General features: G+C 43.6%; 11 protein-coding genes, 1 tRNA gene and 1 rRNA gene. 4 read left to right on the top strand and 9 right to left on the bottom strand.

The genetic code is table 11. The features are described 5' to 3' along the window. Positions 1 to 40 precede the first annotated feature (40 nt). A 16S ribosomal RNA gene (locus AC503W_RS17785) occupies positions 41 to 1591 on the bottom strand. Positions 1592 to 2001: 410 nt separating this feature from the next. On the opposite strand from AC503W_RS17785, the gene AC503W_RS17790 reads away from it, so the two are divergent. After that, positions 2002 to 2193 (top strand): hypothetical protein, encoded by a 192-nt coding sequence (locus AC503W_RS17790; RefSeq protein ID WP_427592228.1) that lies wholly within the window; start codon positions 2002 to 2004, stop codon positions 2191 to 2193. 45 nt (positions 2194 to 2238) lie between these two features. Here the strand turns inward: AC503W_RS17790 and AC503W_RS17795 are convergent, their stop codons facing one another. Beyond that, on the bottom strand, positions 2239 to 3120 hold the full coding sequence (locus AC503W_RS17795; protein WP_407407872.1) for a DMT family transporter: 882 nt from the start codon (positions 3118 to 3120) through the stop codon (positions 2239 to 2241). 136 nt (positions 3121 to 3256) lie between these two features. Here AC503W_RS17795 and AC503W_RS17800 point away from each other — a divergent pair, with 136 nt between their 5' ends. The 3 genes from AC503W_RS17800 to map all read left to right on the top strand — a co-directional run bounded on the left by AC503W_RS17800 (position 3257) and on the right by map (position 5252). Continuing rightward, the gene (locus tag AC503W_RS17800; protein WP_402876056.1) at positions 3257 to 3964 is read left to right on the top strand and encodes an MgtC/SapB family protein; all 708 of its coding nucleotides are present in this window, start codon (positions 3257 to 3259) and stop codon (positions 3962 to 3964) included. Positions 3965 to 4082: 118 nt separating this feature from the next. Beyond that, positions 4083 to 4155: transfer RNA gene (locus tag AC503W_RS17805), tRNA-Ala, on the top strand. Positions 4156 to 4511: 356 nt separating this feature from the next. After that, positions 4512 to 5252 (top strand): type I methionyl aminopeptidase, encoded by a 741-nt coding sequence (map, locus tag AC503W_RS17810; RefSeq protein WP_402954152.1) that lies wholly within the window; start codon positions 4512 to 4514, stop codon positions 5250 to 5252. Between the two features lie 127 nt (positions 5253 to 5379). Here map and AC503W_RS17815 read toward each other — a convergent pair whose 3' ends face one another. The 7 genes from AC503W_RS17815 to AC503W_RS17845 all read right to left on the bottom strand — a co-directional run bounded on the left by AC503W_RS17815 (position 5380) and on the right by AC503W_RS17845 (position 13130). Next, the gene (locus tag AC503W_RS17815; RefSeq protein ID WP_427685614.1) at positions 5380 to 5556 is read right to left on the bottom strand and encodes a hypothetical protein; all 177 of its coding nucleotides are present in this window, start codon (positions 5554 to 5556) and stop codon (positions 5380 to 5382) included. Positions 5557 to 5865: 309 nt separating this feature from the next. Further along, complete coding sequence (locus tag AC503W_RS17820; RefSeq protein ID WP_402992110.1) at positions 5866 to 7320, bottom strand: alanine/glycine:cation symporter family protein; 1455 nt, start codon at positions 7318 to 7320, stop codon at positions 5866 to 5868. Positions 7321 to 7504: 184 nt separating this feature from the next. After that, a complete protein-coding gene (locus AC503W_RS17825; RefSeq protein ID WP_402876050.1) occupies positions 7505 to 9157 on the bottom strand; it encodes a glycerol-3-phosphate dehydrogenase/oxidase in 1653 nt (550 codons plus the stop codon). A 243-nt stretch (positions 9158 to 9400) separates the two neighbouring features. Beyond that, the gene (gene glpK / locus AC503W_RS17830) at positions 9401 to 10891 is read right to left on the bottom strand and encodes a glycerol kinase GlpK (protein WP_402876048.1); all 1491 of its coding nucleotides are present in this window, start codon (positions 10889 to 10891) and stop codon (positions 9401 to 9403) included. Between the two features lie 25 nt (positions 10892 to 10916). Further along, the gene (locus AC503W_RS17835) at positions 10917 to 11741 is read right to left on the bottom strand and encodes an MIP/aquaporin family protein (RefSeq protein ID WP_402876046.1); all 825 of its coding nucleotides are present in this window, start codon (positions 11739 to 11741) and stop codon (positions 10917 to 10919) included. A 207-nt stretch (positions 11742 to 11948) separates the two neighbouring features. Next, entirely contained in the window at positions 11949 to 12494 is a 546-nt protein-coding gene (locus tag AC503W_RS17840; protein WP_402876044.1) for a glycerol-3-phosphate responsive antiterminator, read from the bottom strand. A 189-nt stretch (positions 12495 to 12683) separates the two neighbouring features. Further along, entirely contained in the window at positions 12684 to 13130 is a 447-nt protein-coding gene (locus tag AC503W_RS17845) for a hypothetical protein (RefSeq protein ID WP_427685616.1), read from the bottom strand. Between the last annotated feature and the right edge of the window lie 143 nt (positions 13131 to 13273).

Below are 13273 nucleotides of genomic sequence, written 5' to 3' on the forward strand. Positions count from 1 at the left end.
AAAACTGAACAAAACAAAAGCGCTCTCGTATTATCCTTAGAAAGGAGGTGATCCAGCCGCACCTTCCGATACGGCTACCTTGTTACGACTTCACCCCAATCATCTGTCCCACCTTAGGCGGCTGGCTCCATAAAGGTTACCTCACCGACTTCGGGTGTTACAAACTCTCGTGGTGTGACGGGCGGTGTGTACAAGGCCCGGGAACGTATTCACCGCGGCATGCTGATCCGCGATTACTAGCGATTCCGGCTTCATGCAGGCGAGTTGCAGCCTACAATCCGAACTGAGAATGGCTTTATGGGATTCGCTTACCTTCGCAGGTTTGCAGCCCTTTGTACCATCCATTGTAGCACGTGTGTAGCCCAGGTCATAAGGGGCATGATGATTTGACGTCATCCCCACCTTCCTCCGGTTTGTCACCGGCAGTCACCTTAGAGTGCCCAACTGAATGCTGGCAACTAAGATCAAGGGTTGCGCTCGTTGCGGGACTTAACCCAACATCTCACGACACGAGCTGACGACAACCATGCACCACCTGTCACTCTGTCCCCCGAAGGGGAACGTCCTATCTCTAGGAGTGTCAGAGGATGTCAAGACCTGGTAAGGTTCTTCGCGTTGCTTCGAATTAAACCACATGCTCCACCGCTTGTGCGGGCCCCCGTCAATTCCTTTGAGTTTCAACCTTGCGGTCGTACTCCCCAGGCGGAGTGCTTAATGCGTTAGCTGCAGCACTAAAGGGCGGAAACCCTCTAACACTTAGCACTCATCGTTTACGGCGTGGACTACCAGGGTATCTAATCCTGTTTGCTCCCCACGCTTTCGCGCCTCAGTGTCAGTTACAGACCAGAAAGTCGCCTTCGCCACTGGTGTTCCTCCAAATCTCTACGCATTTCACCGCTACACTTGGAATTCCACTTTCCTCTTCTGCACTCAAGTTCCCCAGTTTCCAATGACCCTCCACGGTTGAGCCGTGGGCTTTCACATCAGACTTAAAGAACCACCTGCGCGCGCTTTACGCCCAATAATTCCGGACAACGCTTGCCACCTACGTATTACCGCGGCTGCTGGCACGTAGTTAGCCGTGGCTTTCTGGTTAGGTACCGTCAAGGTACCAGCAGTTACTCTGGTACTTGTTCTTCCCTAACAACAGAACTTTACGACCCGAAGGCCTTCTTCGTTCACGCGGCGTTGCTCCGTCAGACTTTCGTCCATTGCGGAAGATTCCCTACTGCTGCCTCCCGTAGGAGTCTGGGCCGTGTCTCAGTCCCAGTGTGGCCGATCACCCTCTCAGGTCGGCTACGCATCGTCGCCTTGGTGAGCCATTACCTCACCAACTAGCTAATGCGCCGCGGGCCCATCTATAAGTGACAGCCGAAACCGTCTTTCCATCTTCTCTCATGCGAGAAAAGAACATATCCGGTATTAGCTCCGGTTTCCCGAAGTTATCCCAGTCTTATAGGCAGGTTGCCCACGTGTTACTCACCCGTCCGCCGCTAATCTCAGGGAGCAAGCTCCCATCGATTCGCTCGACTTGCATGTATTAGGCACGCCGCCAGCGTTCGTCCTGAGCCAGGATCAAACTCTCCGAAGAAATGTTTGACTTGCTCATTTTGCTTTTTTATAGTGTATGCTCACTCAAAATTTACGTTGGCGCTTTGTTTTGTTCAGTTTTCAAAGAGCAATTTCGTTGTCGTTTCTCTCAAAGCGACTTCGTTAGTTTATCATGTTTCATTGCTGTTTGTCAACAACTTTTTTAAAATAATTTTCAACAGCTTGTTAAGCTGTTTAAGTTGCTGTCTTAGCGACAAGAAATAATATACCATGTATAAAAAATGTTTGCAATATATTTTTACAAAGTTTTTTAAAAAAAGTTTTCATTTTCATTTCTTCTATATAAACTTCTCCTGCATTCACTTTATCTCCGTAACAAAATTAAACAATCACGCATATTTCATCTTGAATTTATATATAGATAGATTGATATCTTTTTTATGAGGTGAAATGATGAATCTTTTATTGGTTGCGCTACTCATTTGTTATAGCATGGCTCTTTATTTATTCTGCACCGCTTTTTATGAAGCCATTAAATTCAGTAAAGAAAAAGGGAAAGTGAACGGCACGACCTTCTTATTCAGCTTTATCTTCGCCTTGATTTTCACCAGGATGACCTATTTATTCTATCCCTATGAATAAAAGCAGTAAGTCGCGTCAGACTTACTGCTTTTATATGAGTCTTTTTCAACCTTCTTTCCCTTCACCTTTTAAAAACGTCGTTAGACCAACCAAGATGATGGTGCCTCCGAGAACTTGAGTCCATAGAATAGGCTCATCGAGAATAAAGTAGGCAAGGACCGTGGCCCCTACCGGCTCCAGAAGTATCGCCATCGAAATGGTTGTAGTACTTAGCCATTTCAATGTCCAGTTGAACAACGAATGTCCTAATAACGTTGGAAAGATGGCAAGGAGAATGAAATAGATCCAATCTTCAACGGCATAGGGCGCGAGTGCCTCGCCTTTAACAAGAACATAGACGAACAAAGTAACCGCACTAATGCTATACACGACAAATGTGTATGTTATAGAAGAGATACGTTTTACAACACTCTGTCCAAACAATAGGTAACCCGTTACTAATGCACATGCGATAAGGGCTAGGACATCTCCCCAAAGTGCCATCCCGCTGATTCTGAAATCTCCCCAGCTGATGACAAAACTTCCGGCTATCGCGATGACGCCACTACCTATCGCTCTCAACGAAAACCTTTCTTTAAAAAAGAAGTAAGCCCCCGCGAAAGCGAATAACGGCTGAAGTGTGACAAGGACTGTCGAACTGGCCACAGATGTGTAATTGAGCGATTCAAACCACAGTATGAAATGAAAGGCTAGAAACACACCAGCGGCAATCGATAACAACCAGTCCTTTTTCCGGATGAGCTTGAGTTCATGCCGGTACTTGATAAGGAAAACAGGAAGCATCAATAGAACGGTAAATAATAATCGATAAAAAGCAATGATTCCCGAAGGCGCAGTTGCTAATTTGACCAAGATCGCCGAAAAAGAAACCGAGGCTACTCCTATAGCTAAAGCCAAATAGGGATTCATTTTTGGTTTGGGCTGCATTCTCTCTCCTCTTTCCCCGAATTCTAGTTTGAAGTTTATTTTACTATGGTAGAATTATAAGGGATAGTTTATTTGAAATGGGCAATATTGAATAGATTATTAATTCTTCTATCTTTTCTGAGGAGATGTGAATGGTATGGAATGGGTGTTCGAACCTCAATCTGAACTGCAGATATTGATAAAGTTAGGGATTTCGGCTCTCCTCGGATTAATCATTGGGTTAGAGAGGGAGATGAAACGGAAACCAGTCGGACTAAAAACAAGTCTGGTCATTTCCATCGTCAGCTGTTTATTAACAATCGTTTCGTTGGAATCAGCTTATAAATTTCCAGGCAGTGACGATGTTAATATCACGATGGACCCTCTTCGTCTTGCGGCCCAAATCGTATCAGGGGTCGGTTTCATCGGTGCAGGGGTCATCCTGCGTCGCGATAATAACAGCATTTCCGGTTTAACGACCGCCGCCATCATATGGGGTGCCGCAGGTATTGGGATTGCGGTCGGGGCAGGATTCTTCCTTGAAGCGATCGCTGGAGTCATCCTGTTAATCATCAGTGTCGAATTGGTGCCGTCCCTTGTCACTTGGCTCGGACCAAGAAAATTGAGACAAAAGGAAATCTTTCTAAAGCTAGAGATCAAGGGTAAAGATGATATTGCTATCGTACTGAAGAAAATTAAAGAAGAGAATATTTACATCAAGGCGCTTCGGATTAAAGATGTCGAAGAAGACCTTCACCTTTTAACACTAAAAGTGTTGGTCGATTATAAAGTCAAGACTTCCGAGGTGTACTATACCGTCTCTAAACTCAGTGAAATATCCAGAGTGGAAATTGAAAATGGCTAATGTACAAAACCCGTTTGAATTCCTTCAAACGGGTTTTTCTTACTCATTTTACAAATTATAAAATTTAATATTGACTTTTCTTCAGATTCCGAATAAAATAATTATTGTACCATAACCCGGGGGCTTAGCTCAGCTGGGAGAGCGTTTGGCTGGCAGCCAAGAGGTCAGGGGTTCGATCCCCCTAGTCTCCATACTTCAAAACCCTTTGCTTTTAAGCAAAGGGTTTTTCTTTGTATCCCTCCCCTTTTCTTCTCAAAAAACTTCCCTTTATAATCGCCTTAACAGTAATTCATGCTTTTTCCCTCTACGTTGGAATAGCTACATTTTACTTACCTTTGCCTCGATACCATTCTCATCTCACATCGGACGATTCAAACCAGCCACTCATCAGTTGTTTTTTCTTGTGTTTCTGATATTTTTAGAAGAGTGAAGGAGCTAACTGTTTTCGGAATAAATTCGTCAGGCACTTTTTCACATTTATTTTAACTAAAGTGGAAATAAGGGTACAATTAATAACTCCTATATAAATAATTAATGAGGTGAAAGAATGATTGCAAAGACTGAAGAAGATTTTAATGGCTTGAAAGAAATCGGCAAAATTATTGCCTCCATTAGAGATGAATTGGTACAAAGATCAATTCCTGGCGTAACGACCAAAGAACTTGATGATATTGCTGGAGAACTGCTAAAGAAGGCAGGTGCCATTTCCGCCCCAAAAGGGGAATATGATTTTCCTGGTTATACTTGCATTAGCATTAACGAAGAAGTGGCGCATGGCATTCCAGGTGAACGGGTTATTCAAGAAGGGGATCTCGTAAATATAGATGTCTCCGCTTCAAAGAATGGTTATTTCGCAGATACAGGAATCTCATTTGTAGTAGGAGAGGGCAATGAAGTCTTAACGAAACTATGCGATGTCGCTAAAAAGGCATTTGATGCAGGTCTCAAGAAAGCAAAACCTGGTGCCAAGAAAAGCAAAATCGGAAAAGCGGTCTTTGAAACCGCGAAACAACATGGATTCACTGTTATCGAAAATCTTACGGGACATGGTGTTGGACGAAAGATCCACGAAGCACCTGCCCATATATGTAATTATTATGATCCTTGGGATAACGAAATACTAAAGGAAGGGATGGTTATCGCATTCGAGCCATTTATTTCAACCTTTGAAGAAGAAGTATTCCAAAAAGAAGATAATTGGACCTATGCCACAGAAAAAAGCTTTGTAGCTCAATTGGAGCATACGATTATCCTTACTAAAAATGGCCCGATTATTGTCACCCTTTAATTCAAGCATAGACGGTAAAGTTTTATATTAAAATAGTAGTACACGGCGGAATGTTCTTTACACTCCGCTTTTATCTCGTCAGGTAGGGAATATTGCGAGAATGATTCGGGGAGTGAAGGCATTTACGCTAACTTCTACTCATCATTTTCTTGATCTTGCGAACAGCGGGTGCTAGAACGGACTCTTGTACTTTTGTAAGGGCTACACCCAACCCAACCATCAGCATCAAGGCGATGATCAATCCTAATACCAAACTCACTATTTCTCCAACTTCTTTAAATACAGCAACCAATACGGCAACCATTCCACTCGCCTCCCTTTACCACCACTTTTTACGAACTTCTCACCAAACTTAAGTGAAGGATTATTTACTTTCCCTTTTCCGTGACATTAACTGAACGAACGATTACCTATAGATAGTCTCATTATAACCAAATGTATAATATTGGTCCATTTACCACCTTTGTGAATATGAAGACACGCCCGACTCAGCTAGTCCGCTATCCATTTCTTTACTCATAATATGTAGTTCCCTTTTTGGTAATGACATCAAAAAAAGCTAGCCCAATCACTCGAGCTAGCTTAATTGAAATACATATATCATTTCATAGGATTATGATATTTTCTCTTCATCCTTCATATATTCATGCTCCCAGAAATCCGCATTTTTAATCCCCAATGCTTTTGGATCAAAAACTGGGTCCACCCCTTGTTTCTTTTGTTTCTCGTAATCCCGTAATGTTATGAGTGCTGGTTTGGCTAGAATCAGAATCGCTATGACATTGAGCCATACCATGATTCCTAACCCCGCATCCCCTAAGGCCCAAGCCACTTCTGCCGTTCGGATCGTTCCATAAAAAGTGGCGGCAAGGATAATGACCTTCAAGGTGTGCATCGCCCATTTACTATTCCGATTTCGCATCAGGTAAGCAATGTTCGTTTCTGCGATATAATAGTAGGCCATGATGGTCGTAAAGGCGAAGAAAAAGAGGGCTATAGCCACGAATCCTGCACCAAACCCAGGAATCACACTATCAATGGCCGCTTGTGTATAGCCTGGACCCGGTTCCACCTCTCCTAAGTTATTCACGATTGATGTCCCATCTTCCGCTTGCGTATTGTACATGCCCGTGAATAAGATCATGAAGGCAGTAGCCGAACAAACGAATAGGGTGTCTATATAAACGGAAAAAGCTTGGACAAGGCCTTGCTTGGCCGGATGGGAAACTTCGGCTGCAGCTGCTGGGTGAGCACCCGTTCCTTGACCAGCCTCATTCGAGTACACGCCGCGTTTCACTCCCCACGCGATGGCCATCCCGATCAACCCACCAAATGCAGAATCCAGACCAAAAGCACTTCTAAATATTAATGATATGACACCGGGTAATTCTGTGATATTCATGAAGACGATGATAACGGATAATAGAATATACCCGAGGGCCATAAACGGAACAATCAGTTGTGCGGCATTGGCGATCCTCTTTACGCCACCGAATATGATGAACCCAAGTAAAAGGACCACGGCAATTCCTGTTATGAACGGCTCAACACCGAAGGCATTTTCCACTCCGGCGGCAATGGAATTGGACTGGACGCCCGGCATAAGAATTGCCATTGCGATAAGTGCCGCGCCTGCGAAAAGGACGGCGAACCATTTCCACCCTATCCCTTTTTCAATATAATAAGCAGGCCCCCCACGATATTGACCGTCTTGCTTCACTTTATAAATCTGGGCTAACGTAGATTCTATGAATGCGCTGGATGCCCCTATGAAAGCAATGGCCCACATCCAAAAAACCGCACCTGGTCCACCGAAGGCGATGGCCGTCGCCACCCCTGCTATATTCCCTGTCCCGACACGTCCTGAAAGGGCAATGGATAAAGCCTGGAATGAAGAAACCCCCGCTTTCGAACTCTTTCCCCGGAACATCAATACAATCATTTCTTTAATATGCCTAACTTGTAGAAAACGCGTCAATATGGAGAATAATAGCCCGACCCCCAATAAGATATAAATGACCGGTGAGCTCCATAACACTCCATTCAAAGCATCTATGAATTCCTTCAAGTAAGTTCCCCCTTTTATCGATTAGAATATTCAAAATTATATAACAATTTATATTTTTCCACAATATGTTATGTTAGTTTTTCTTACATTAAATATAATCTTGTCGTAAAAAGGGGAACCTGTTTGACAGCATAAAAAAGAAACGCCTGCGTTATCCGCTGGCGTTTCTACTTTCATATGGAGGTCACAAGACTGAAGTAGCGCCTTGTATTGCGTGTTCCAGTTCGCTTGTTCTTTTCTTTGTAACTGATTCGTTCCAACCAAAGTATTCAGCCATGTAGTTGGTTACGGCTTCTTTATGCGTTTGAACCAAATCGATATCAAATAGAAGCGTTCCAGTTCTGCGGAAGAAGAAATCTACAGGAGTGGCTGCCATTTCATGGTCCAGTGCATATTGCAATTGTACGAATAACACTTGCGGTAGGCCTGTACGGCTTCCCCCATCCTTTTCATTGATAGCAATATTAAATAACACCGGCGCGTTCGATCCGTACATGGACAGGATCTTTCTGGAATCTTCAACAGAGAGCCCTGCATCTACACCCATTTGAATATGGTTCTTGATGTATTCAGGGAAGTTGTTCGACCCACCTACATCTCCACCTGAAACGCGGATCCGTTTTGTACTATGATCAGCGAACAATTTGTTCAAGTCCTCTGAAAACTTCTTGGCCACTAGGTCTACGGTCGTTTTGGCCATTTTGCGGTACCCGGTCAATTTCCCACCGGCAATCGTGATAAGACCTGAATCGGACACCCATATTTCATCTTTTCGTGAAATTTCAGAAGGGTCCTTGCCTTCTTCCAGAATCAATGGTCTTACACCGGACCAGGTTGACTCAATATCTGCATCCGTAACCTTCACTTCAGGGAACATGAAAGCTATCGCCTTCAAGATATAATCACGGTCTTCTTGCGTTACACCCGGATCTATCGGATCTCCTTCATAAAAGGTATCTGTCGTTCCCACATAAGCTTTACCCGCACGCGGAATGGCAAAGACCATCCGTTTATCCGGCGTATCAAAATAAATGGCCTGTTTCAAAGGGAACTTCGATTGGTCAATGACGATGTGAACACCCTTGGATAGCTTAAGCGTTTTTCCTTTTTTCGAGTTATCTTTTTCACGAATTGAATCGACCCATGGTCCAGCTGCATTGACCACTTTTGCTCCAAGTATTTCGTATTCTTCATCTGAATGTACGTCCCGGACTTTTACTCCAGCAATTTTACCATCTTCATAGACCAATTTTTCTACCTTCGTATAGTTGATGGGAGTCGCCCCTTTATCGACGGCCGCCTTCATGACTTCAATCGTCAGACGCGCATCATCCGTACGGTACTCAACATAATACCCTCCACCTTTAAGCCCGTCTTTCTTGACAAGCGGTTCTTTCTTCAAGGTTTCATCCGCAGTAAGCATTTTTCTCCGTTCACTTCTCTTGACGCCTGCAAGGAAATCATAGACACGGAGACCGATAGATGTGCTGAATTTGCCGAATGTCCCACCTGCATGCATCGGAAGGAGCATCCATTCCGGTGTCGTTACGTGCGGTCCATTTTCAAAAACGATTTCTCTCTCTTTACCTACCTCGGCAACCATCTTCACTTCCAACTGCTTAAGGTAACGCAATCCACCGTGGACAAGCTTGGTTGATCGACTTGATGTACCAGCCGCAAAGTCTTGCATTTCAACTAATGCCACTTTCATGCCGCGTACGGTCGCATCCAATGCTATCCCTGCACCGGTGATTCCTCCACCTATTACAACTAAATCAAATTTCTCTTTTTTTAATTTATCGATTGTTTCTTTTCTATATCTATTTGAAAACCTCATATCTAACTCCTCCTTGGGGTGTTATCTTGTTGGTTCTTCTAATAATCAGCATATACTCTATTATCTTCCCATTCTAGTAAGCCAATAACCATAATCAGGATATAAATATAGAGAAAGAGACCACAAATGCACATCATCGATTTCTCGATAACGCATTCGTGGTCTCTCCTATTCTCCGGCCGAGTTATTAACTTGATTTCAGTATATCATAGTGTTGCCTGTATTTAAAAGACTTTGCTTATTTTATTTAAAAGCCATTGCCGCGTGCACGGCCTTTTTCCAGCCTTCGTATAATTTTTCACTTTCCTTCTCTTCCATGGAAGGCGTGAAAGTCTTGTCTATTACCCACTGCTGGGCGATTTCTTCTTGATCCTTCCAATAGCCAACCGCTAGTCCAGCCAAGTATGCGGCACCCAGCGCTGTCGTTTCATTCAGTGTCGGCCTTTCCACGGGTACCCCTAATAAATCACTTTGGAATTGCATTAAGAAGTCGTTCTTCACTGCCCCGCCATCCACTCGCAATGTCTTCAGCGCAATACCTGAGTCTGCTTCCATCGCATCCAGGACATCCTTCGCTTGGTAAGCAAGGGATTCAAGGGTAGCGCGTATAAAGTGCTCTTTCGTTGTCCCGCGTGTTAGTCCAAATACAGAGCCACGTACATCGCTGTCCCAGTATGGGGTTCCCAGTCCTACGAAGGCTGGCACCACATAGACGCCATCCGTGCTGTCCACTCGTTTTGCATACGCCTCACTATCCTGGGCGTTATTCAGCATCCGCATGCCATCACGTAACCATTGGATTGCAGAACCGGCTACGAATATGCTGCCTTCCAGTGCATATTCAACCTTGCCATTCAATCCCCAGGCAAGCGTCGTCAATAGGCCATGTTCGGAATCGACTGCTTTTTCACCCGTATTCATAAGCATGAAACATCCTGTTCCATACGTATTTTTCGCCATTCCCTGATTAAAGCAAGCTTGGCCGAATAAAGCGGCTTGTTGGTCACCTGCTGCACCGGCAATTGGAATCGATTGCCCGAAGAAATGATATTCGATCGTGTTCGCATACACTTCTGAAGAAGGTCTGACTTCCGGTAACATGGACTTTGGAACATCCAGGATTTCCAGAATCTCTTCATCCCACTTCAATTCATGGATGTTATACATCAACGTTCTTGAAGCATTGGAATAGTCCGTCACATGGGCTTTTCCTCCTGAGAGCTTCCAGATCAACCACGTATCGATCGTTCCAAATAGTAGTTTGCCTTCATCGGCCTTTTGACGTGCACCTTCCACATTATCAAGGATCCATTTCACCTTTGTACCGGAAAAATAAGCATCAATCAATAATCCCGTTTTCTTCCGGAACATATCATTATGACCTTTTTCCTTCAACTCTTCGCAGATGGCACTCGTCTGTCTGGATTGCCATACGATGGCATTATAGATAGGGACTGACGTTTCCTTATCCCATACGACTGTCGTTTCACGCTGGTTCGTTATTCCGATCCCGGCAATTTGTTCAGGCTTTATTCCGGATTCCGATATGACGCTCGCAATGACGGCTAAAACCGACCCCCAAATCTCATTGGCATCATGCTCAACCCAGCCCGGTTTCGGGAAATGCTGTGTAAACTCCCTTTGGGCTACATGGACCAACTCGCCCTTTTCATTGAACAATATTGCCCGTGTGCTTGTTGTTCCTTGATCCAAAGATAAGATGTATTTTTTCATAGTATTTTCCCCCAACCTCTTTAAATTAACTAGCTATATTCTTACTCTCTATTTCATGCGACTGTTTTTTTCCAAATACGTAAGCCACTATCAATAATACTAGGCTTCCTGCAAAAACAGACCAACTTACTATCGTGATTTCACCTAAAAAGAATGCTTTATAAAAGATGGCTCCGAGTCCCCCACCTACTATCGGACCTACGACTGGAATCCATGAATAGCCCCAATTCGAATCTCCTTTACCTGGAATAGGAAGAAGAAAATGTGCAATACGTGGACCCAAGTCACGGGCAGGGTTAATGGCGTATCCTGTTGTCCCACCTAGGGACATCCCGATCACAACGATCAATAAACCGACTGCAAATGGATTTAACCCTTCCGTAAATTCATTGGCCCCTATGAATAGTAAACCAAGAACAAGGATGAATGTACCAATCATTTCGCTTAATAGATTGGAAAAAGTATGTGGGATCGCTGGTGAAGTCGCGAATACACCAAGCTTGGCACCCGGATCGTTCGTACCCTTCCAGTGCGGTAAATAATGCAAGAATACTAATGTCGCACCTAGAATCCCACCAATTAACTGACCTATGATATATCCTGGAACGTCTCCCCAAGGAAACTCCCCGATAAGTGCAAAACCTATGGTGACAGCCGGATTTAAATGGGCACCACTAATGGAACCGACTGCAAAAACACCCATTGTCACAGCTAACCCCCACGCAATCGTCACGACAATCCATCCAGCATCTTTGGCATAAGATCCTTTCAATGAAGATCCCGCCCCGATGCCTGCACCAAAAAGAACCAAAATCATCGTACCTACTACTTCTCCCCAAAATGGTGTCATATTAAAACCTCTTCCCCTCTAGAATAATGACCATAAATCAATAAAAGGAGGCCCACAGCAGAACTATCCCACAAGTAAATGGGAATTTTCCGTTGTGAATCTCCTTATCTCCGTCACATCTATTAACTTGTATTTTAGATTAATATACTAGTTAATGAAAACGCTGTCAAACTATTTATCAAAAAATAGAAAATTGTTTTATATTTTTTATTTAAACATATTCCATAACTCCGTTTTGGAAGTGGTGATCGACGATGCTCCCGCCTCAAGTGCGTTCAGGACCTCATCTGAATTACGGATCAACCCTCCGGCCAAAATCGGCGTTTGCAAATGTTCCTTCACCTCTTTAATCATCCAGGGCATGGCACCTGGCAACACTTCGATATAATCAGGCTTTGTCTTCTTTACCAACTTATAACTTTTCTCCAACGCATGGGAATCTATTAAAAAAATCCGTTGAATCGCGACAACGCCCTTTTGCTTCGCTTTTAAAATCACACTGGACTTTGTCGAAATCAAGCCATAAGGTTGGACCTCCTGGCAAATGAATTCTGTGGCATACTCATCACTTTTGATTCCTTGAATCAAATCTACATGGAAAATCATCTTCTTATTACGTTGCTTGGCCATCAAGCTCACATTTTTCAGCTGTGATATATGTAAATCCAGAAAAACCCCTATCTCATAGGAACTCTCCAAGAACCTCTCGAAATCCTTCATGCTTGCCGAAGCAGGCAGTATCTTCTGATCCATCATATCCTCCTCCTATGCTAACAATCCCATCATAATCAGAACCTGCCGTAAAAACAATAGGTCCCACCATCATTCCATAAGGACGCTCGCATTTATCCAAATTCCACGAGAAAAGAATGCGTGTACCCTAAGCATACAAAAAACCTAAATAAAGAGCCATTATTTAGGCCTTTTGTTGTTTTTTGATAGTCAAAGAGCCAATTTGATATTCATGGCACCCTCAACCAGCTCAAATGACTTAATCTGCCCGACCGGTACCTTTTTCACCATATCCCATGCGTTAAAATCAATTTTGATCATCCGATTATGATATTCAAAGAATGGTGGTTTATTAAACAGTTTATGGTTGATGAAATTAACATTAACCGGTTTCATCCCAACAAGCTGAAACAGAATCGTTCTTTTTTCGATTTGCACCGGTTTCAAGGTGACGGTGAAGGCAACCTTTTTCTTCAACATCATTTTCTTCACCTCTGTAGTCCCGCGCAGCACGATATACTCTGGTGAAATATGCACAACAATGTCTTCTTCGCCTGACTTCTTTTCTATTAAACTTGCCATCATCTTTGCCGTAATGGGGATTGAAACCCCCTCCGTTGTAGCCTTATTTATTATATCCTTGAATTTATCAAACATGGTTTCCCTCCCTTGCCCTATGCAAAAACTCCGTTGAATCATCTTATTCCGAATTGGGTAATTGCGGAACGACCCATTACCGCCCCTTCACTCCCTCTTACCATATTTTATCAGTATCTGTTCTGTTCTAACAGTTGACCACC

Source organism: Peribacillus suis, from assembly GCF_059384845.1.

Bases quoted from the DNA above. Each gene is read 5' to 3' on its own strand.
- AC503W_RS17790 (WP_427592228.1), top strand. From the start codon at position 2,002: ATGATGAATCTTTTATTGGTTGCGCTACTCATTTGTTATAGCATGGCT.
- AC503W_RS17795 (WP_407407872.1), bottom strand. From the start codon at position 3,120: ATGCAGCCCAAACCAAAAATGAATCCCTATTTGGCTTTAGCTATAGGA.
- AC503W_RS17800 (WP_402876056.1), top strand. From the start codon at position 3,257: ATGGAATGGGTGTTCGAACCTCAATCTGAACTGCAGATATTGATAAAG.
- map (WP_402954152.1), top strand. From the start codon at position 4,512: ATGATTGCAAAGACTGAAGAAGATTTTAATGGCTTGAAAGAAATCGGC.
- AC503W_RS17815 (WP_427685614.1), bottom strand. From the start codon at position 5,556: ATGGTTGCCGTATTGGTTGCTGTATTTAAAGAAGTTGGAGAAATAGTG.
- AC503W_RS17825 (WP_402876050.1), bottom strand. From the start codon at position 9,157: ATGAGGTTTTCAAATAGATATAGAAAAGAAACAATCGATAAATTAAAA.
- glpK (WP_402876048.1), bottom strand. From the start codon at position 10,891: ATGAAAAAATACATCTTATCTTTGGATCAAGGAACAACAAGCACACGG.
- AC503W_RS17835 (WP_402876046.1), bottom strand. From the start codon at position 11,741: ATGACACCATTTTGGGGAGAAGTAGTAGGTACGATGATTTTGGTTCTT.
- AC503W_RS17840 (WP_402876044.1), bottom strand. From the start codon at position 12,494: ATGGATCAGAAGATACTGCCTGCTTCGGCAAGCATGAAGGATTTCGAG.
- AC503W_RS17845 (WP_427685616.1), bottom strand. From the start codon at position 13,130: ATGTTTGATAAATTCAAGGATATAATAAATAAGGCTACAACGGAGGGG.